The following is a 19690-nucleotide window of genomic DNA, read 5'->3' as shown; positions in this document are numbered from 1 at the left end:
TGCTTAAACGCGGGCCACTAATTGGGCGCGTGGCGCCTCAGCTCTCTTTGACAGCCGTTAGTTGCGTCGCGGATTTTCGTAGCATCGCCTGATCAGACCCGCACACAAACAGCGTGACGCCCTTTTCGTGCCATGCCGGAATATGGCTGGCGTCGCCGACGAACAGGCCGATGGCCATCCCGGCACGTTTACCCGCGTCGATAATGCGGTCGATGGCGGCGGTCAGGTCGTCCGAGGGGAAGGCGCAGCCCATGGATTGTGACAGGTCGGCAGGCCCGATGAACATCATATCCACGTCTTCGATCGCGGCGATGGCATCAAGGTGATCCAGCGCGCTGGCGTCTTCGATCTGCACCATGGCGATCGAACGTGCGTCAGAGGTGTTCTGATAGACGGGAATCGACATGCCACCATAGTTGCCCGCGCGCGGCGATGGCGACAGCCCGCGTTTCCCACGGGAATATTTGATGGCGTCACAGACCGCCTCGGCGTCGGCGGCGTCCATCACGTGGGGCACCATGACGCCGTCCAGCCCAAGGTCCAGCAACGGGGCGATCCAATCGCGCCCCTTGCCCCACCGACGCGACAGCAGCGGCAATCCCACCGCCCGCCCGGCCAAGGCCATCATATCCATCTGAGAGATCGAGATCGGCGCGTGCTCCTGATCGATCACGGCAAAGTCCAGACCTGCATGCCCAAGGATTTCAACGGTATGCGGGGCTGGCGTCTTGATGAAAGTGCCGATCAAAAGCTCTTTGTTGCGGATGCGGGATTTCAGCGAACGGGTCATGGTGCGATCACCCCTCCAGCCCGATGACATCCGCAGCATTCGTCGCGGTCATAGCCCTGATCTGATCATCGGAATACCCAAGGGACAGACAGGTCGCGACGCCCAGTTGAAAGCCCTCCAACGGGCTGAGGGTGCCGACCTGCCCCAGATCGGAACACAGGATCGTCTTTTCAGCGCCCACCAGATCGATAAAGGCTTTCAGGTCTTCGTTGCTCCGGGTGCGGAACTTGGACCCTTCTAGGAAGAACGCCAGCGAATGTTCGACATAAGCCCCCATGTCGGCGATTTCCTTGGTGTCGTCCATCGACGCGCCCACGATGTCTTCTGGGTGGGTAAAGATCAGCCGTTCAACGCCGCGCTTTTTCGCCTCGGCAAAGACTACCTTGGTTTCGGATACGTGGATATGGCCGCTGGCCAGCGCCATGCCCGTGGCCGCCATGACATCCAGCAGGTCCAGAACCTCGGGGCGAAGCTTATCACCGTCGAACAGGGGCACCGCCGTGGCGTGGCGCATTTTCTGCGTCGTCGCCGGATGCTGCCAGCCCGATGATTTTTCCCATTCCAGATGGTTTTCGGCGGCCAAGGTCGGCAGCCAGACGATCTTGCCGCCGCAGGCACCGGTATGTTCGACCGCGTAGGGGTTGATGCCGCCGACCACGTTGTTCAGGACGATGCCGGAAAAGACCTTGGTCGTCAGTTCGGGGTGATGATCTTCGATCAGCTTGGCGCACATCACGCCAGAGTAATCGTGGTCCTTGGACACCATCGCGGCAAAGCCTGCGTCGGAATAGACCCGCGCCAGATCCAGATGGTCAATCGCCCGCGGCGCCATGGATGGGCCGGAATGAACGTGCGGATCGACCGCCCCCTTCAGAATCTCGCCAATCCGCGCCGAGTCCTCTTTTGCAATCGTTTCAACATCCGTCATGGCCGATCCTCCCTCGGGCAGTTGTGTTACTCGCGTCGTCACGCTTAGCGAACCAACGTTTCGCTGAGCAGAACGATGTAACGGATAGAATTCCCCTTCGTGCATGTCAAGCGGGTGCCTCGCCAGAGGCTGTCAGCCCCGACAACGCACAGCCCACCCCATAGGGCGCCCTGCCCTTAGGGGACGAAGATGTCGGAAATGATTTGCGAAAAGATCAGCGGGTATAGCCCAGCTCGGCCGAGATGCGGGCGGCGGCGGTTTTCACCGCGGCGATCTGGGCCGGGTCTGGCGGCGTGCCGATGTATTGCGTCAGGCTGACGATCGCGATGGTGATCACCGGCTCGCCCTCGGCATTGAAGATCGGACAGGCCAAAGCGTTCAGCCCCAGCATCGTTTCATTCGGCGCCGTGGCATAGCCTTGGGCCGCCACATCTTCGATATGGCGGATCAGGGCGGCATGGTCGGTGATCGTGAAATCCGTGGCCTTGGCGATCGTGGCGGGGATCAGTTCCTCGCGACGGGCTGCGGGAACAGAGGCCAGAACCACCTTGCCCTGCGCCGAATTGTGGAATCCCAGCAATGATCCGGGCCTAACCCCGACTTCGATCTGCATCGTGCCGTGAAGCGTGTTGAGGATGCGGATCCCCCCCTCTTCGACCTGCCCCAGACTGACGGCCTGTCCGGTTTCGTCGCGCAGGTCCCGCATGTGCGGCATGGCAACGGATGTGAAATCAGCCGAACCCGAAGCCGCACGTCCCAAAGCGATGAGGCGCGACCCGATCCGATAGCGTTCGGTCTGTTCGGATTGCGAGATATAGCCAAGCGACACAAGCGTGCGCAGGTGGCGGTGGATACGGCTTTTCGTGGTGTTCAACGCCGACGCCAAAGCGGTTACGCCCATGTCCCCGTTTGCATTGGCCAAGGTTTCCAAGACCTGCAACGCCATGGCGACACTTTGGATCGTGTCTGTTTTCTCAGGACTTTCAACGCTCACTGTCGGCTTCCTCCATCGCTGCCCTCTCCTATCAGGCCTTGCTGTGAAACGGGACCACAGAATTGCTTGACATTGCGAACATCGCGCAAATATGTTCCGTTATCAAGAACGCTGTATCGCACAGCGTAACATATTTTCGCCAGGGAGGAGACCCGGGCACGGAGGATAGGCCAGAGCGTAAGGGCGCAACGCCCCCAGCACGCTCGCCGGACCACGCCCCTGCCCCAGCCTTCCCCAGCCGCTGATGCGGCACGACACAGCTGGTCGCCCCTGCGGCCCGGAAAGGATGATGATGTACGACAAGTCTGACCCGCGCGCGTCCCTTGCCCCTGCCACCTCTGGCAGCATGCTGAATCAGACCGGCCTTGTCGCCGAAGCGCAGGACGCCCGGTTTTATGAGACCGCGCCGCAGATCGACGATGCGACGGGCAAGACGTGGCTGCACCGTGGGCACAACTTCCTTGTCGCCTATTCGGACGCGACCCCCGGCGCCGTGTTTGAACGCCAAGGTCAGGGCGATGAATATTGCGTGCTGTTCCCCAAGGCGGGCGGCACGATCACCTGGGATGGCACGACGACCAAGATCCCCGGCTTTTCCATCGCCTTTGTCCCGGCTGGCGACAGTCAGGTGACGATCCCAGAAGGTGGCGAAATCGTCCGTCTGTTTTCGACCCAGACCAAGGATCTGGCCGAGGCCTGCGGCAACGCCCGTGGTTATGACACGCCGCGCAGCCATATCCCGCCGTTCCAGCCGTGGCCCGAACCCACTGGCGGGTGGAAAGTGCGCCACTATTCGCTGGACGTTCCCAAAGAAGAAGGCCGCTTTGGTCGCATCTTCCGCTGCACGACCCTGATGGTGAACGTGCTAGAACCCTTCGATGGCCCGCGCGATCCGTCCAAGATGTCGCCGCATCACCATGACGATTTTGAACAGGGATCGCTGGCGCTGAGTGGTGAGTTCACCCACTACCTGCGCTGGACCTGGACCAGCGACATGGCGGATTGGAAAGACGATCAGGCGTTGCAGATGGGATCGCCTTCGATGCTGGTGATCCCGCCGCCGGTGATCCACACAACCCGAGCCACCGGCGAAGGATCAAACCTGCTGGTCGATATCTTTAGCCCGCCGCGCGAAGATTTTTCGATGAAACCCGGCTGGGTTCTGAACGCCTACGACTACCCCATGCCAGAGTGATCCGGCCCCTTCACCACATTGTTTATCGTGCCTGACCAATGACCCTGTCAGGCCCACCAAATCCTAAGGGAGGAAACTTAGATGATTAACAGACGTACCCTACTGCAGACCACCGCCGCCTTCGGCGCGACCCTTGCAATGCCCCACGTGGCCCGCGCCGCCGGCAAAACCATGCGCATCGCCCACGCGGCGAACGAAGTGCACCCGGGTCATGTGCTGGCGACCAGCTTTGCCGAAGGTCTGGAAGAGCTGATGCCCGGCGGCTTCAACGTGCAGATTTTCCCCAACCGTCAGTTAGGCGATGACAAGCAGCTGCTGGAAGGCACCGTTGCGGGTACGATGGACGTGACCGCCGTGTCGGGCGTTCTGATCCCGCTGGTGACCGGCCGTCAGGGCATGAACGCATGGCAGTTGCCGTTCCTTGTCCGGGATTACGATCACTTTGGCGAACTGGCGCTTGGTGCTGCGGGTCAGGCCATTCAGGCCGATCTGGCCGAGGCTGGCCTGATCGCACTGGCCACCGCAGACACCGGGCAGCGGAACTTCCTGTCGGCCAAAAACGCCGTGTCGTCGGTGCCCGATTTCGCAGGTCTGAAAACCCGTATCGTGCCTGTGCCGCTGCACAAGCAAATCTGGGAAACCGTCGGCACCGCACCGGTCGGCCTGCCCTATGGTGAGGTCTACGGCGCGCTGGAAACCGGTGTCATCGACGCGGTTGAAATCAACGTGTCCTCGATGCTGGGTGAAAACCTGTGGGAGGTCGGCAAGAACTTTACCCTGACCGGCCATTATCCGTGGCACATGTCCACACTGATGTCGCAGCGGTTCTGGGACGGGTTGAACGACGAAGAAAAGGCCGTCGTCACCGAAGCGGGCCTGCGCTCGATCTCGAAAACGCTGGACTATGCGAAGACCCAAGACCTTGAAGGCCGGGAAGAGCTGAAGTCCAAAGGCGTTGAGATCGTTGATCTGACCGATCTGGACGACATGAAGGCCAAAGTGGCCCCCATGACCGAAGAATGGGCCGCCAAAGACCCGCTGATCGCAGGTCTGGTCGCCGCAGCCAATTCCGCGTCCTAAGATATCATACTCTAATGACCGGGCGGCGCGCGATCGCCGCCCGGTTCGCACAACAGGAGGGCCAGACATATGACCGACAGCCCCGGGGCCCTCGCCCGAATTGTGGCAGGCTATGTCAAAGTGATCCGACTATTGGCAGGCACCTGTATGGCGCTGATCGTGGCCATCATGATCACGCAGGTGTTTTTCCGCTACGTTCTGGGCGGCAGCCTGATCTGGGCGGAAGAGCTTTGCCGCTACCTTCTGATCTGGCAGACTTTCCTTGTCCTTGGCCTTGCCTATTCGCGCGGCGAATTCGTGACGCTGGATTTCGTACCCTCTGCCCTGCCGCCGCGCGGGCGCTGGATCCTTCGGGCCGTCATGGCGGTGCCGATCCTTGCGTTCCTGCTGGTGATGGCGTGGTACGGCTATGATTTTGCGTCGCGCTTTGATCGGCAGACCATCCCGGCGCTGGACTTCATCTGGACGTCCCTGACCGGAGAGGCCTTGGGCCTGTCCATCCGGTGGGTCTATGTCTCGGTCACGGTGGGGCTGGTGCTGATGTCCTTCCATGTGGTGGCCGATCTGATCGTCACCTACCGCCGCCAGTTGATCGACAATATCGACGACCCCAAACCCATGCCCGAGGCCCCCGCGCGATGAGCAGTTTCTTTATTCTATTTGCGGGCTTTCTGGCCTCTGGCATTCCGATTGCGCTGGCGCTTGGGATCGGCGGCACGGCCTATCTGCTGCTGTCGGGCAATGGCATGATGATGCTGATGCTGCCGCAGCGGATGATCGCAGGCATTGACCAGTTCGTCCTGCTGACGATCCCGTTATTCCTGCTGGCAGGCGCGCTGATGAACGTCGGCGGTGTGACCGAACGGATCGTGACCTTTGCCCGCGCCATGGTAGGCCACCGCCGCGGCGGCATGTCATCCGTATCGATCCTGTCGTCGGGGTTCTTTGCTGGTATCTCTGGCTCTGCCACGGCCGAGGCGTCGGCCTTGGGCGCAATCCTGATCCCGTCGATGTCGAAACAGGGAATGCCGCCGGCCTATGCCTCAGCTCTGATTGCGGTCAGTTCCGTTATGGGGCCGATCATCCCGCCGTCGATCACGATGATTATCTACGGGGTGCTGTCCGGCGCGTCGATTGGGCAGCTGTTCCTTGCGGGCGTCGTGCCGGGGATCGGCATTGCGACCGGCCTGTTGCTCTATGCCAGCTGGCGGGCCAAGCGCGACGGGTTCCCGGTGACCCCCAAGATGGGCGCACGCGACCGTCTGGCCGCCACCAAACGCACCCTGCCCGCGCTGATCCTGCCGCTGATCATTCTGGTCGGCATCAAGGGCGGCATCTTCACCCCGACCGAAGCCGCCGCCGTCGCCGTAGGCTATGCGTTGATCATCGGCTTTATCTACCGCGACCTGACGATGACCCGAGTGTGGGAGGCCCTGATCGCCACAGCGCTGGTGTCGTCGTCGATCCTGTTTATCACGTCGATGGCGTCCATCGTGTCGTTTGTCTTTACGCTGGAACAGGTGCCGCAGTTGATCGCCGATCTGATGTTGTCGATCACCGAAAACCCGTGGTTGATCCTGCTGCTGCTGAACATCTTCCTGCTGATCCTTGGCATGTTTCTGGAACCGATATCGATCCTGATCCTGACCATGCCGATCCTGTTGAAGTTTCAGGCGCTGATCGGCATGGACCCGGTGCAATTCGGCACGGTCGTCGTTCTGAACGTGGTGGTCGGCATGGCCACGCCGCCGGTGGGGATCCTGCTGTTCATTGCCTCAGCCATCTCGGGGGAACCGGTGACGCGCGTGATCCGCGAGGCCCTGCCTCTGATCGGCATCTGTCTGATCGTGCTGGCCCTGATCGCCCTGATCCCGCAACTGACGCTGTTCATCCCGCGCGCGCTGTTCTGAAGGATCTGCCATGACTGACCGTCGAAATGTCCTGATCGTTCTGGCCCATCCTGATCCGGCCTCTTTCAACCATGCGCTTGCCCATGCGGCGGCGCATGCCTTGCGGGCGGCGGGGCATGAGGTGACGATCACCGATCTGGCCGCCGAAGGGTTCCGCGCGGATGTGGGGCCGCATGACGTGACCTCACGCGCGGATGACAGCCGGTTTCACGTACAGGGCGAACAGATGCACGCGGCGCGGACCCAGTCCTACGCGGATGACATCGCGCGGCAACAGGCGCTGGTGGCGGCGGCCGACAATATCATCCTGCAATTCCCGATCTGGTGGGGCGGCCCGCCTGCCCTGCTGAAAGGCTGGATCGACAGAGTGCTGAGCTATGGCTTTGCCTATGTCGATGGCGCCCGGTTCGACACCGGATTGTTCCGTGGCCGCCGCGCCATGATCAGCGTCACCACCGGCGGCACGCCCGAGAGGTTTTCCGACGAAGGGGTTTATGGCCCGATCGATCCGCTGCTGATGCCGGTGCGCCGTCTGGCGCTGGAATACATGGGGTTCGAGGTCGAAGACCTGTGCGTGGCCTACGCCGCGCCGCGGGTCGATGACGACGCGCGACAGGCCTATCTGGACACCGTCGCGCAAGCCGCGCTTCGCATGGCATCGAAGCCGGTGACCCGGTCAGAGCATTGGAAATCGGCGCTGGAGCAATCCGAAGGCGGGGCCTGGGCGCGCAACGGCTAAGCGACGGTTGGGCGTCTTACGCCAGCAGCGATTTCGCCATCATCATATGAACCCCTTTGCAGCCATTGACCGTTTGGGTGATCCGCAAATCTCCGGCGAGGCTGCACAGCATATAAGCCTCTTCGCGGGTGATCCCTGCGCGCGACGACACCAGCGTGATCATATCCCGCAGCGCCATTTCGGTGCATCGGTCAAGGTCCGGGTCCATGCCCATGGTGATCACATGCGAGGGCGTTTCCGCCTGCGGATAGCTCAGCCCAAGATCAGGCCTAATCGTCAGGCGGAACCGGCCCGTCAGCGCGGTTTCAACGGCGGTGATACAGACCTCACCGTCACCCTGCGCACCATGGCCGTCCCCGCAGGAAAACAGCGCGCCGTCGGTCTGAACCGGCAGATAAAGCGTCGTGCCCGCAACCAGTTCCTTGTTGTCGATGTTGCCACCAAAGACGCGCGGCTCAATCGTTGATACGCGCCCCCAGTGCGGCGGCGGCGCGACGCCCATCACCCCGAAGAAAGGGTTCAACGGCAGTTCCAGCCCCCATGGTAGGGTCGCGACGCCCCGGTCCGCATCCAGTGGGATGTTGGTCAGGTGATAGGCGTCGAAATCATTGGGCAGAGTGCCCGCCAACGGACGGATGAAGTTGTAGCCCCAATCCTGCCGCAGCCGCACATCAAGGATATCCACCTGAAGCACATCGCCCGGCTTTGCGCCGGACACCGCGACCGGTCCCGTCAGGATGTGACCGCGCATGGTCTGGCCTTTGGCATGCACGTCGTGCAGTTCAGGCGGGACATGAAAGCCATCGCCGGGCAGGACGTCGGGGCCGCCCGACACGGTGTGGATCGTGACCTCGTCACCGCTATCGATCGTCGCCACGGGCGGCAGCGTTGCGTCGAAAAACCCCCAGTGACAGGTGTCGGCCCCGGCGTGGACGGTTGTCATGCGCGTAGCCTTTCTTCGGCCAGTTCCACCCAGAAGGACGTGCCGGCCGGGATGATCTCGTCGTTGAAATCATAGCTTGGGTGGTGCAGCCCAGCGCTTGGCCCGTTGCCGATGTGGATGTAGGCGCCCGGGCAGGCCTCTAGCATAAAGGCGAAATCTTCGCCCCCCGTGGTCGCCGCCGCATCCGTGGAGCAGGCGCCGGCCACGCGCGTGGCGGCCTTGGCAGCGTGGTCCGTTTCGACCTCGTGGTTCGACATCACGGGATAGCCGTTTTCGGTCCATGTGACTTCGGCCGTGCCGCCGTAGGTCTGCATGGTCATCGACGCGACCTCGGCGATGCGCGACTTGATGTTTTCGCGCACGGCGGCGTCGAAGGTGCGGATCGTTCCGCGCAGGGTGACGGTTTCGGGGATGACGTTGAAGGCGTCGGATTCCGTGCGGAACGATGTGATCGACAGAACCGCGGGTTGGTGCGGGCTGGTGTTGCGCGACACGATGTGCTGCAAGTTCATCACCACGGCCGATCCGGCGACGGTCGTGTCAATGCAGGTCGACGGCATGGCCGCGTGACCGCCCTTGCCTGTCAGGGTCACTTCGAACAGGTCGATGGCGGCATAAAACGCTCCCGCCCGGATTTCAAATTCGCCTGCGGGCAGGTCGGGTAGGTTGTGCATCCCGTATATCTCGGAAATGCCGAAGCGGTCGATCAGACCGTCTTCGACCATGGCGAGCGCCCCTGCCCCGCCTTCTTCGGCGGGCTGGAAGACGACCGCGACAGTGCCGTCGAAATTCCGCGTCTCGGCCAGATATTGCGCGGCGCCCAGCAGCATGGCGGTATGCCCGTCGTGGCCGCAGGCGTGCATCTTGCCCGGCGTGGTCGAGGCATAGTCCTTCCCCGTCGCCTCATAAATCGGCAGCGCGTCCATGTCCGCACGCAGACCGACGACCTTGCCGGATGTATCCGTCTTACCCCGGATCAGACCGACGACACCTGTGCGGCCAATGCCGGTGACGACCTCGTCACAGCCAAAGGCGCGCAGTTTGTCCGCGACGACGGCGGCAGTGCGTTCGGTTTCATACAGAACCTCGGGGTGCATGTGGAAATCGCGACGCCATTCGGTGATGTCGGCGTGCATTTCGGAAAGGCGATTACGGATTGGCATAGGTTAGTCCTGGTCCTGTCTAAGTACGAGATGCCCGGGTGCGACGGTGTCGTAGACCGACGGCGCGGGCGTATAGCTAAGGGGATGGATCGGTGACGGGATCGGTTTGAAGTTCAGATCACCTTCCAGTTTGCGGGTGCTGGGATCGGCGATGGGAACCGCCGACATGAGCGATTTGGTATAGCTGTGCTGCGGGTTCTCAAAGATCGCGGCACGCGGCCCGATCTCGACAATCCGGCCCAAATACATCACCGCGACGTGGTGGCTGACCCGTTCAACAACGGCCATGTCGTGACTGATAAACAGGAATGACAGCCCAAGGTCTGCCTGAAGCTCCATCATCAGGTTCAGCACCTGCGCCTGCACCGAAACATCGAGCGCCGACACCGCCTCGTCCGCGACGATCAGCTTGGGGCTGACCGACAGGGCGCGGGCGATGGCGATCCGCTGTCGTTGCCCCCCGGACAGTTCGTGCGGGAAGCGTTTCATATAGCTGCGGGGCAGTTCCACCCGGTCGAACAACGCGGCGACCCTATCGGTCAGTTCGGTGCCCGAGGCGAGGCCGAAGTTCTTGATCGGCTCGGCCACCTGCGCCGACAGCCGCATGTAGGGGTTCAGCGATGCAAAGGGATCCTGAAAGATCATCTGCATATCGCGGCGCAGCTTGCGAAGGTCACGATCATTGCGCGACAGCACATCCTGCCGGTCAAGCATGACAGAGCCCGAGGTCGGTTCGGTCAGCCGCAGGATCGACCGCCCGGTGCTGGACTTGCCACATCCGGATTCGCCCACCAGCGACAGGGTTTCGCCCTTATTCACGGTGAACGACACGTCCTCGACCGCGTGCACGTTCGAGATATGCCGCCGGAACGCCCCGCCTTTGACCGGGAAATAGGTCTTGAGGTTCTTCACCTCCAGCAGCGGCTCTGGCGTGTCTTTCGGGGTCAGTGGGACCGGGTCAGTCGTATCGCCGACCAGCCGAAGGGGTTCCGGCGCCGCCTTGCCGCGCATTTCCCCCAACCGGGGCACGGCGGCCAGCAGCGACTTGGTATAGTCGGCCTTGGGGTTGGCAAAGATTTCCTCGACCGGGCCTTCTTCGACCACGTCGCCGCGAAACATCACGACGACCCGGTCGGCGATCTGGGCGACGACGGCCATGTCGTGGGTGATGAACATCACCGCCATGCCCTTTTCCCGCTTAAGCCGGTTAATCAGCGCCAAGATCTCGGCCTGAATGGTCACATCCAGCGCAGTTGTGGGTTCGTCCGCGATCAGCAGGCGCGGCTCGCATGCCATGGCGATGGCGATGACCACACGCTGGCGCATCCCGCCCGACAGTTCATGCGGGTACTGGCGCAGGCGGCGTTCAGGTTCAGGGATACGCACGTCTTTCAACAGTTGCAGCGCCTTGTCCCGCGCCGCAGCCCCGGTCAGGCCGCGGTGCATCCGCAAGCCATCGGTCATCTGCCGTTCGATGGTGAACACCGGATTGAGCGAGGTCATCGGCTCTTGAAAGATCATGCCGATGTCGTTGCCGCGCACCTCGCGCATGGTTTCGGGGTCGGCGGCGGCTAGGTCCAAGGGCCCGCTTTCCCGCATCAGGCTAAGCCGCCCGTCGACGATCGATCCGCCGCCGAATTCCACCAGCCGCATCAGCGACAGGGATGTAACGGATTTGCCGGATCCAGACTCGCCCACGACGCAGACGGTTTCGCCGGGTTTGATCGAAAAGCTGACGTCCTTGACTGCGGCGACTGTGTCTTCGCCTTTGCCGAAGGTGACCCGCAGGTGGTCGATGGAAACGATGGGCTGGTTCATGATGCGGTCCTCGGGTCCAATACGTCGCGCAGCACGTCGCCGAACATGTTCAGCCCCAGCACAGTGATCGCCACCGCCGCCCCGGGCACCAGTGCCGTCCAAGGGGCGACGTCCAGATAGTTGCGGCTGGCCTGGATCATCAGACCCCAGCTTGCGTCAGGCGGCTGGGTGCCAAGACCAAGGAAGGACAGCCCTGCTTCGGCCAGAATGGCAAAAGCCAGCGAAATCGTCCCCTGCACGATGATCGCGGGCATGATGTTGGGCAGCACGTGGAAGACGATCATCTTCAAATCGGTCGTCCCTGCGGCGCGCGCCGCTTCGACATAGGGCATCTGGGCGACGCGCAGCGCCTCGCCCCGGATGATCCGGGCCAGAAAGGGTGTAAAGGCGATGCCGATGGCGATAACGGTGTTGGTCAGGTTCGGGCCCAGCACCGCAGAAATCGTCAGCGCCAGAAGCAGCGCGGGGAACGACAAGAGCGTATCGACCAGCCGCATCAGCACGTTGTCAGTCAACCCGCCGTAATAGCCAGAGATCACGCCCAAAGGCAGGCCGATCACGATGCTCATTACAACCGCTGATCCGGCGATCAGGATGGACGTCTGGGTGCCCAGCATGACGCGGTAGAACAAATCCCGGCCAAGCTGATCCGTGCCCATGATATGCGACAGAGTCGGGCCAGACAGGCGGGCGCGCATGTCCATGGCGGTGGCCCATTTGTCGGGAATGAAGATCGGGGCGAAGATCGCGATGGCAATGATGGTCAGCACGATGCCACCGCCGATCAGACCCTTGGGTTTCAGAAGCGCTTTCATCATGCCAGCCTTATGCGCGGGTCGATAAGTACATAAAGAAGATCGACAAGGAGGTTCGCCAGCATCACCACGGCGGCGATCACGAAGACCGAGGCCTGGATCAGCGGCATGTCACGGTTCAGCAGCGCCTGATAGGTCAACCAGCCCATACCGGTGAAGTTAAAGAGGCTTTCGATCACGATGATCGACCCAAAAAGGTATCCGACCTGAAGCCCTGCGACCGTCATCACCGGACCGATGGCATTGGCCAGACCATAGCGCCAGACAACGGTGCGTTCGGGCAGACCTTTGGCGCGGGCGACGCGGATGAATTCCTGCCCCATGATGCCGGTCATGGTGGCGCGGGTCATGCGGGTCAGGTGCGCCATCAGCCCAAGGCCCAGCGCCAGCGACGGCAGGAAGGCGTGGCGCACAGCCCCCATCAGATCATCGGCGGGGTGAATAAAGCCGCTGGAGGGCAGCCAGCCAAGGTAGCGGGCAAACAGCAGGATCAACATGATCCCCCAGAAAAAGTCCGGCAGCGATACGCCCACCAGCGCGGCGGTCGAGGCAGAGCTATCCTGCCAGCGGTCGCGATGGACGGCCGCCCAGACCCCCAGAGGGATGGCGCAGGCCAGCGCGATGGTCATCGACATGACGACGATCACGCCGCTTGCGACGACCTTTTGTGCAATCAGCGGTCCGATCGCTTCTTTGAACACCAGCGATGTGCCCCAGTCCCCGGTCAGCATTCCGCCGATCCACCGCAGATACTGGATCGGCAGGGGATCGTTCAGGCCAAGGCTTTCGCGCAGCCCGGCCAATGCCTCGGGGTTCGACTGGGTGCCCATGATCATCATGGCCACGTCCCCGGGCAGGATGTTTGTCACGGCGAAGGTGATCACCGAAATCAGGAAAAGCGTCAGCGCGACCGACAAAAGCCGGTTTATCAGATAGCCCATAAAGACCCCCGGATGGCAGTGTGTCCGGGCGGGTGATCCCGCCCGGACTTTTCAGGATCAGGCGTCAAGCCAGACCTTGTGGAAGTCGAGGTTCGACCCGTTCGGATGAACGACCGTATCCAGCCCGCCAACCGCCGGCTGCGCGCCGATCGATCCGTTGCGGAACCACAGGATGATGTCGTGGGTCTGCTCGAACACGCGCTCTTGGACCTTTTTGTAGATATCGGCGCGGGCTTCGGGATCGACCGTGATCCGGGCCTCTTCCGTCAGGGCGTCGATCTCGGGGTCCGAGATGTTGCGGTAGTTGAAGGCACCGGTCGAATTCCACAGGCTGTAGTAGAGGAAGTCCGGCTCCCACAGCGTGAAGAAGTTCATCATCGTCATCTGGTAGTCCTTGTCGACCCAGCACTGCGACAACCAGTCGGCCCATGTCAGCTGTTCGATCGTCATGTTGACCCCGGCTTCGCGGAACCACTCGACAAGGATCTGAGCCGATTCAATGTGATAGGGATAGTTGGTCGTCGCCTTGAACACGATGTCGAGCGAGCCTTCGGGATATCCTGCACCGGCCAACAGCTCTTTGGCGGCGGCGATGTCCTGTGCACGTTGCGTCAGGTCGTGGTTGTAGCTGGCCGAGGTCGGATAGCTGGGCGAAGCGGTCGTCTGCCCCTGCCCCCACAGCGCGCCCATCATCAGCGCTTCTTTGTCGATGATCAGGTCAAAGGCCTTGCGAACGTCGGGGTTCTGGAACGGCTCGAACGTGTGGTTCAGGTTCACGAAGTCCCAGTTCAGCGGGAACCATTTCACGACCTGCAGGTCCGCGTTGCTTTCGATCTCTTCCATCCGGTCGGCAGGGATGTCGTTGATCATGTGCAATTCGCCCGTCCGAAGACCGGTCAGACGCACGGTCGGTTCGGGGATTTCACGCGCGATGACCTTGTCGAGGTAGGCAGGGCCGTCCCAGTAGTCGTCGAAACGCTCCAGCTCGACCTCGTTGCCGAATTCGCGGCGGACGAACTTGAACGGGCCGCAGCCGATCGGGGTTTCGCCCTGCGTGTCGCCGGACCCTTCGGGCATGATGACGCCCGCGCCGTTTTCGGCCAGACGCGACAGGAACGGCGCGTTGACCGATCCCAGTTTGACGATCACGGTCAGATCATCGGGGGTCTCAATGCTTTCGACCGCGTTGAAAACTTCGAAGTTGACCGCGCCGGTGGCCGGGTCCTTGGCGCGTTCAAAGCTGTATTTCACGTCCGCCGAGGTCATGTCGGACCCGTCGTGGAATTTCACGCCCGAACGCAGATTGAAAGTATAGGTCAAGCCATCTTCGCTTTGCTCAAAGCTTTCGGCCAGCATCGGGATGACCTTGAGGTCTTTATCAACCGTGACGATCGAATTGTGCACGTTCTGCAGCACGCGCCCGGTCGAGGCGGTCCCGGTCTGGTGCATATCAAGGTTCTGCGTCGTTTCAGAATGGCCCCAGATCAGGGTGCCGCCGGTTTTGGGCGTGCTTTGCGCGTTGGCAGCAAAGGGCAGCGCGCCAGAGAATATTGTCGTGCCAAACAGGGCTGTGGAAGTACCAAGGAAAGTTCTGCGTTTCATGATGCGACTCCTTGTCGGATATCAGTTGGAGGTGAGGAGGAAAGAGCCCGGTTCGCCCGGGTCTTGTTGTTCCGTTGGCTAGAGGTGCCCGGTTGACCCGGGTCATTGGTATTTGGTGTCAGATCGGGAAGGTCGGACGCCGGTCCGCGACGCCCAGCTTGGCCTCAAGCGCCATGCCAAGGTTCAGCAACGGCCCTTCGTCGAAAAGGTGGCCCCACAGCGAAATGCCCTGAGGAACGGTAAAGGTCTGTTCGCCGGTCGCGTCGCCGGTGGTCAGCTTGCCGGTGCCAAGCGACGCGGGCGACCGTGTGGCGATGTCCATGAACCCGGCGCGCAGATGCAGGCAGGGATGTCCGGTAAAGTTCGACGCAACCAGCATCGGGCCGGTCATGAAGGGTCCGATCAGCGCGTCGATGCCGCCCATCATCTCGTCCAGCGCCTGCATCACCATGTAGCGAAGCCGGTCCGCCTGAACGTGATCGACCGCTGAAATGAAGCGCGCCTTGCGCATGGTGTTGGGCCATGCGCCTTCGTCCTGCCATGTCAGCAAGTCGTCGGCGTCGGTCAGCGCCAGCCCTTCGAAGGCCGCCGCGGCCTCGGCATAAAGCGTGGTCATCAGCGATCCGTAGGGCAGATCGGCAAGCGTAACTTCTTTGACCTCGACCCCCAGTTCTTTCATCGCGTTCAGGGCGGCTTGGTCCACTTCGGTCGCGCCTTCGCCGAAGGCTTCGGGCAGATAGCCGACGGTCATGCCTTCGATCGAGTTGCTGGCATCGAAATGGAACGGCGCGTCGATGGACGACAGATCGTTGCGGTCACCGCCATTGATGGCCGCCAGAACCAGCGCGGTATCTTCGACCGTCCGACAGATCGGCCCGACCTTGTCCAGCGACCAACACAGCGCCATACCCCCTGCCCGGCTGACGCGCCCGAACGTCGGCCGCAGCCCGGTCGTGCCGCAGCGTTGTGATGGCGAGGTGATGGAGCCAAGCGTTTCGGTGCCGATCGAAAACCCGCACAGCCCCGCAGCGGTGGCCGAGGCCGATCCCGCCGACGACCCGGACGAGCCTTCGTTGCGGTTCCACGGGTTGCGCGTCCATCCGCCATACCAGATGTCGTTGTATGCCAGCGCACCCACGGTGGTTTTGCCGATCAGAACCGCACCAGCTTGGCGCAGCTTCAGTGTCACGGCAGCGTCCCCATCGGGCTTGCGATCCTGAAAGGGTTCGGCACCCCAGCCGGTGGTGATGTCCTGGGTGTCGAACAAATCCTTCAGACCATAGGGTATACCGTGCAGCGGCCCCAGCCAAACGCCTGCGGCCAGCAGCGTGTCCATCGCCGTCGCCTCGGCCAGGGCAAGATCCTTGGTCACCGTGGCGAAGCATTCCAGCTTTGGGTTCAGTTCTTCGATCCGGTCCAGATACAGCTGGGTCAGGTCGCGGCTGGAGATCTGGCCGGTCCGCACCCAGTGCGACAGATGCGTCAACGGGGCAAAGGCGATATCCTCTGCCTCGCTTGGCAGGGACGCCGTCACCTTGGACGGTTTCAGCAAGTCCATGCCGTGGGGCATGGCAAAGCCCGGCAGACGCGGATCAAAGCGGGACGCGGCAGGGACCGTGTTTTCCATCACGACGGACCGGCGCGCGACGGCCAAATCACGCTGACCATCAAGGTTGCCGATCATCTGCTCACGCTCTTTCGCGGTGTAGGCCAGACCCAGCAGACGTTCGGCCGCTTCGATGTCGGCTACGGTGATCTCTGCATTGTTTTCTGCGGTCATTGTCTTGTCTTTCCTTTACTCGTGCGGCGCTGGATCAGCGGCCAATCGCGTAGGCTTGCATCAATCGGGGTGTCGCGGCGGCCCGTAACAGCCCGTCCGGCGCACGGCTTGCGGCGGTCAGTCGGCCGACGCTCCATGGCTCGGCCACGTCGGCGTCGTGGCCGCGGGCGCGCAGATCGGCAATGACGTCCGCGCCGAAGGAGGGCTCTAGCATCAGGTGGCCGGGCTGGGTCGGGTGCGGGTAGAAGGACGCCTGAAAATGGCCGGTGTGGAACAGCGGCGCATCGATCGCGGCCTGCAGGTTCGTCACCCCATGCACATGCCGCAGGAAGAAGATCAGCTGCCATTGATCCTGCTGATCGCCGCCCGGGGTCCCGAAGGACAACAGATGCCCGTCGCGTCCCGCAATCGATGGCGACAGCGTCGTCCGGGGGCGACGCCCCGGTGCCAGCGACGTGGGCAGCCCTTCGTCCAGCCAGAACATCTGCGCCCTGCTGTTCAGCGGCATCCCCAGCCCCGGGACAACGGGCGAAGATTGCAGCCAGCCCCCTGACGGCGTGGCCGACAAGACGTTTCCCCATTGGTCGATCACGTCGATATGCACCGTGTCGCCGCGCTTTTCGGTCAGATGCGCCATCGTCGGTTCGCCCGCGCCAACGCCCGCATCAGCGATCTTCATGCCGGATCGTGCAAGGGCTGCGTCGCGCCAAGCCTCATAACCTACGATATGTCCGGGCCTTTGATCATGCGACGCGTCAGGGCCGATCTGGCCACGCCGCGCCGCCGCGTAATCGGCTGACAAAAGCTGCAACACCGGGATCTGCGTGTCGGCGGGGTCGCCGTAATAGGCTTCGCGGTCCGCGAAACACAGCTTCATGGTTTCGGTCACGGTATGGACGAAATCCGCACCGTTCAAATCCATCTGCCCGATGTCCGCACCGGCAAGGACATTCAGAGATTGCAGCAGAACCGGCGACTGGGCCCATGTGTCCGCCTTCCAGACAGTCCAGCCGTGGTAGTCGGTCGCCAAAGGCGGTTCATAGGTGGCGGACCATGCGGCCATATCCGCCCCGGTCAAAACGCCTGAGTTGCGTTGACCGCTGGCATCCATGACGCAGGCCTTGCGCACCCATGTATCGATCGCCTCGGCCACGAAGCCTTCGTAGATCGCGCGGCGGGCCGCTTCGACCTGTTGTTCGCGCGGACCTGCGGCCTCTGCTTCTGTCACGATCCGGTCCAGCGCATCCGCCAATGCAGGATTGCGGAACAGGCTTTCGGCGGCAGGCGCGCAGCCCCCGGGCAACCATGTTTCGGCCGATGTGGGCCATTCGTCCCGAAAGAAATCCGACAGCCCGTCGATGGTGACGCTGACCCGTTCCAGCACCGGATGCCCGTGACGCGCATAATGAATCGCCGGTGCAAAGATATCGCGGATCGACAGGCGCCCATGATCGCGCAGCATCAAAATCCACGCGCCGAAGGTGCCCGGAACCACCGTGGACAGCAGGCCAGAGCCGGGGATCAGATCAAGCCCCTGATCGCGGTAGTGATCGATAGTCGCCGCAGCGGGCGCGACGCCCTGCCCGCACACAACATGAGGCGCGTCTTCACCCGCCACGCGGAGCATCGCGGTCATGTCGCCAAGCGGGCCGCAGAGGTGAGGTTCGACAACACAATGCACCAGCCACATCGCCGCGGCCGCATCGACGGCTGTGCCGCCGTCTTCCAGCAGCTTCATTCCCACCGCAGAGGCGATCCAATGCGTCGAGGTCGCAGTGCCGAAGGTGCCCAGAATTTCGGGCCGTGTGGTGAACCCGCTCATGATGCCACCCCTAGGATGGGCCTGAGATTTAAGACCGCGCGGTTCAATGCCGGTCCTCCAGCGACGCGCGCAGATTGTCCGACAGGCTTTGCAGGTGATCCGCCATGGCCTGGCGCGCGGCTTCGGCATCGCGCTTGTCGATAGCATCGATGATCGCGGCGTGCTGACCGGCGTACAGCTCTCTGGTCCCGGCGGTCCGGGCGCTGGTGCGCAGCGTGTGCCACGCCTCAACACCGCGCACCTCGTCCACCAGCGAAAAGGCAACGGACAAAAGCGGGTTATCGGCAATCCGGGCGATCAGACGGTGCAACGCCCCATCCCAGACCTCGGATTCATCCCCTTCGGAGGCGCCTTCGATCCGGCTTGCCAGATCGCGCATCCGATCGACATCCTCCCCCGTCGCCCGCCGCGCACAGAGCGCGGCCAACTGAGGTTCGATCCCCAGACGCGCCTCCATCACGGCAAGCGCGTCGATGCCACCGGAAATTTCGGCCGCCAGCCCCGACACGATGCGCGGGCGCGGCCCAGCGAATGTTCCCTTGCCCTGCTGCCGCCAGATCAGCCCTTCAACCTCCAACGCCTCGAGCGCCCGGCGAATGCTGTGCCGCCCCAGTCCCAAGCGGTCGACCAACTCTCGTTCCGTCGGCAGGCGCCCGTCCTGCCCCAGCTCTCCGCTGTCGATGATGCGCCGGATCTTGGCGACGGCTGCGCTGGTATTGTCGGTATGCTTACGGCTGCTGACGTCATCATTCATTGGTTCGGGCCTTAATGCGACTTGTTTGAACCAATTAGGATTTGGTTGGCGCATCCCGTCAAGGCGTCGTTGGGTTGCGCGGCACCATTTCAGTAAAAAGTCTAAAGCACATGCTGAATTTTAAGCACATGGGGCCATCTGAGAGCGAATTTCCCAGATTTTCTGCAGTGCATTTACTGCAAAGCTTCCGGAGGCCCGCCGAGTACAGGTGAGTCTCACCAACCCCAACCAATAAAATATTGGTTCGATTGGCCGATGATATTTCGGGGGTGGAGGAGGCAATCCGACAGCAATTATTCTGGCGCGTCAGCGGATGATATAGCACTCGGCAATGGCATCAGATGTCCACGGCCATAGCCACGATGACGACATGTCAGGGGGTACTGAGGACCGAGGCCAAGCCTGACCGCTCTGCC

Annotated in this window: 17 protein-coding genes; 5 read left to right on the top strand and 12 right to left on the bottom strand. The window is 62.2% G+C overall.

From position 1 onward, the window contains the following. Window positions 1-37 precede the first annotated feature (37 nt). The 3 genes from ACI3GR_RS05205 to ACI3GR_RS05195 all read right to left on the bottom strand — a co-directional run bounded on the left by ACI3GR_RS05205 (window position 38) and on the right by ACI3GR_RS05195 (window position 2712). Window positions 38-790, bottom strand: coding sequence for an HpcH/HpaI aldolase family protein (locus tag ACI3GR_RS05205; protein WP_407493018.1), 753 nt, complete (start codon window positions 788-790; stop codon window positions 38-40). Window positions 791-797: 7 nt separating this feature from the next. Continuing rightward, on the bottom strand, window positions 798-1718 hold the full coding sequence (locus ACI3GR_RS05200; RefSeq protein WP_407493017.1) for a DUF6282 family protein: 921 nt from the start codon (window positions 1716-1718) through the stop codon (window positions 798-800). A gap of 214 nt (window positions 1719-1932) precedes the next feature. Continuing rightward, window positions 1933-2712 carry an IclR family transcriptional regulator gene (locus ACI3GR_RS05195; protein ID WP_407493016.1) on the bottom strand — a complete coding sequence of 260 codons (780 nt, stop codon included), beginning with the start codon at window positions 2710-2712 and terminating at the stop codon, window positions 1933-1935. A 289-nt stretch (window positions 2713-3001) separates the two neighbouring features. Here ACI3GR_RS05195 and ACI3GR_RS05190 point away from each other — a divergent pair, with 289 nt between their 5' ends. The 5 genes from ACI3GR_RS05190 to ACI3GR_RS05170 all read left to right on the top strand — a co-directional run bounded on the left by ACI3GR_RS05190 (window position 3002) and on the right by ACI3GR_RS05170 (window position 7636). After that, complete coding sequence (locus tag ACI3GR_RS05190) at window positions 3002-3907, top strand: cupin domain-containing protein (RefSeq protein WP_407493015.1); 906 nt, start codon at window positions 3002-3004, stop codon at window positions 3905-3907. Window positions 3908-3988: 81 nt separating this feature from the next. Beyond that, window positions 3989-4987, top strand: a complete 999-nt coding sequence (locus tag ACI3GR_RS05185) for a TRAP transporter substrate-binding protein (protein ID WP_407493014.1) — start codon at window positions 3989-3991, stop codon at window positions 4985-4987. Window positions 4988-5056: 69 nt separating this feature from the next. Further along, window positions 5057-5629 carry a TRAP transporter small permease gene (locus ACI3GR_RS05180; RefSeq protein ID WP_407493013.1) on the top strand — a complete coding sequence of 191 codons (573 nt, stop codon included), beginning with the start codon at window positions 5057-5059 and terminating at the stop codon, window positions 5627-5629. Then, the gene (locus tag ACI3GR_RS05175) at window positions 5626-6897 is read left to right on the top strand and encodes a TRAP transporter large permease (RefSeq protein WP_407493012.1); all 1272 of its coding nucleotides are present in this window, start codon (window positions 5626-5628) and stop codon (window positions 6895-6897) included. The genes ACI3GR_RS05180 and ACI3GR_RS05175 overlap by 4 nt, the downstream gene beginning before the upstream one ends. A 10-nt stretch (window positions 6898-6907) precedes the next feature. Continuing rightward, window positions 6908-7636, top strand: a complete 729-nt coding sequence (locus tag ACI3GR_RS05170; RefSeq protein WP_407493011.1) for an NAD(P)H-dependent oxidoreductase — start codon at window positions 6908-6910, stop codon at window positions 7634-7636. Window positions 7637-7652: 16 nt separating this feature from the next. Here ACI3GR_RS05170 and ACI3GR_RS05165 read toward each other — a convergent pair whose 3' ends face one another. The 9 genes from ACI3GR_RS05165 to ACI3GR_RS05125 form a co-directional block, all read right to left on the bottom strand. Continuing rightward, window positions 7653-8579 carry an acetamidase/formamidase family protein gene (locus ACI3GR_RS05165; protein ID WP_407493010.1) on the bottom strand — a complete coding sequence of 309 codons (927 nt, stop codon included), beginning with the start codon at window positions 8577-8579 and terminating at the stop codon, window positions 7653-7655. After that, on the bottom strand, window positions 8576-9742 hold the full coding sequence (locus ACI3GR_RS05160) for a M20 aminoacylase family protein (protein ID WP_407493009.1): 1167 nt from the start codon (window positions 9740-9742) through the stop codon (window positions 8576-8578). Before ACI3GR_RS05160 ends, ACI3GR_RS05165 begins: the two co-directional genes overlap by 4 nt. 3 nt (window positions 9743-9745) lie before the next feature. Next, window positions 9746-11563: an ABC transporter ATP-binding protein gene (locus tag ACI3GR_RS05155; protein WP_407493603.1), complete on the bottom strand. Its 1818-nt coding sequence runs from the start codon at window positions 11561-11563 to the stop codon at window positions 9746-9748. Then, a complete protein-coding gene (locus ACI3GR_RS05150; RefSeq protein ID WP_407493008.1) occupies window positions 11557-12378 on the bottom strand; it encodes an ABC transporter permease in 822 nt (273 codons plus the stop codon). Before ACI3GR_RS05150 ends, ACI3GR_RS05155 begins: the two co-directional genes overlap by 7 nt. Next, window positions 12375-13316: an ABC transporter permease gene (locus ACI3GR_RS05145; protein ID WP_407493007.1), complete on the bottom strand. Its 942-nt coding sequence runs from the start codon at window positions 13314-13316 to the stop codon at window positions 12375-12377. Before ACI3GR_RS05145 ends, ACI3GR_RS05150 begins: the two co-directional genes overlap by 4 nt. A 57-nt stretch (window positions 13317-13373) precedes the next feature. Continuing rightward, window positions 13374-14918, bottom strand: a complete 1545-nt coding sequence (locus ACI3GR_RS05140; RefSeq protein ID WP_407493006.1) for an ABC transporter substrate-binding protein — start codon at window positions 14916-14918, stop codon at window positions 13374-13376. Window positions 14919-15036: 118 nt separating this feature from the next. Then, window positions 15037-16698, bottom strand: coding sequence for an amidase (locus ACI3GR_RS05135; protein WP_407493005.1), 1662 nt, complete (start codon window positions 16696-16698; stop codon window positions 15037-15039). A gap of 34 nt (window positions 16699-16732) precedes the next feature. After that, a complete protein-coding gene (locus ACI3GR_RS05130) occupies window positions 16733-18520 on the bottom strand; it encodes a gamma-glutamyltransferase family protein (protein ID WP_407493004.1) in 1788 nt (595 codons plus the stop codon). A gap of 43 nt (window positions 18521-18563) precedes the next feature. Continuing rightward, a complete protein-coding gene (locus ACI3GR_RS05125) occupies window positions 18564-19274 on the bottom strand; it encodes a FadR/GntR family transcriptional regulator (RefSeq protein ID WP_407493003.1) in 711 nt (236 codons plus the stop codon). Window positions 19275-19690 lie beyond the last annotated feature (416 nt).

The sequence above is a fragment of the Pseudooceanicola aestuariicola genome (assembly GCF_045763785.1).
GTDB lineage: Bacteria > Pseudomonadota > Alphaproteobacteria > Rhodobacterales > Rhodobacteraceae > Pseudooceanicola.
Note: the sequence above shows the minus strand (reverse complement) of the source record. Positions and strands in the feature narration are given on the sequence as shown.

Excerpts from the sequence above, each read along its gene's own strand:
- ACI3GR_RS05205 (WP_407493018.1), bottom strand. The coding sequence starts at position 790 with ATGACCCGTTCGCTGAAATCCCGCATCCGCAACAAAGAGCTTTTGATC.
- ACI3GR_RS05200 (WP_407493017.1), bottom strand. The coding sequence starts at position 1,718 with ATGACGGATGTTGAAACGATTGCAAAAGAGGACTCGGCGCGGATTGGC.
- ACI3GR_RS05190 (WP_407493015.1), top strand. The coding sequence starts at position 3,002 with ATGATGTACGACAAGTCTGACCCGCGCGCGTCCCTTGCCCCTGCCACC.
- ACI3GR_RS05185 (WP_407493014.1), top strand. The coding sequence starts at position 3,989 with ATGATTAACAGACGTACCCTACTGCAGACCACCGCCGCCTTCGGCGCG.
- ACI3GR_RS05180 (WP_407493013.1), top strand. The coding sequence starts at position 5,057 with ATGACCGACAGCCCCGGGGCCCTCGCCCGAATTGTGGCAGGCTATGTC.
- ACI3GR_RS05175 (WP_407493012.1), top strand. The coding sequence starts at position 5,626 with ATGAGCAGTTTCTTTATTCTATTTGCGGGCTTTCTGGCCTCTGGCATT.
- ACI3GR_RS05170 (WP_407493011.1), top strand. The coding sequence starts at position 6,908 with ATGACTGACCGTCGAAATGTCCTGATCGTTCTGGCCCATCCTGATCCG.
- ACI3GR_RS05165 (WP_407493010.1), bottom strand. The coding sequence starts at position 8,579 with ATGACAACCGTCCACGCCGGGGCCGACACCTGTCACTGGGGGTTTTTC.
- ACI3GR_RS05160 (WP_407493009.1), bottom strand. The coding sequence starts at position 9,742 with ATGCCAATCCGTAATCGCCTTTCCGAAATGCACGCCGACATCACCGAA.
- ACI3GR_RS05150 (WP_407493008.1), bottom strand. The coding sequence starts at position 12,378 with ATGATGAAAGCGCTTCTGAAACCCAAGGGTCTGATCGGCGGTGGCATC.
- ACI3GR_RS05145 (WP_407493007.1), bottom strand. The coding sequence starts at position 13,316 with ATGGGCTATCTGATAAACCGGCTTTTGTCGGTCGCGCTGACGCTTTTC.
- ACI3GR_RS05140 (WP_407493006.1), bottom strand. The coding sequence starts at position 14,918 with ATGAAACGCAGAACTTTCCTTGGTACTTCCACAGCCCTGTTTGGCACG.
- ACI3GR_RS05135 (WP_407493005.1), bottom strand. The coding sequence starts at position 16,698 with ATGACCGCAGAAAACAATGCAGAGATCACCGTAGCCGACATCGAAGCG.
- ACI3GR_RS05130 (WP_407493004.1), bottom strand. The coding sequence starts at position 18,520 with ATGAGCGGGTTCACCACACGGCCCGAAATTCTGGGCACCTTCGGCACT.
- ACI3GR_RS05125 (WP_407493003.1), bottom strand. The coding sequence starts at position 19,274 with ATGAATGATGACGTCAGCAGCCGTAAGCATACCGACAATACCAGCGCA.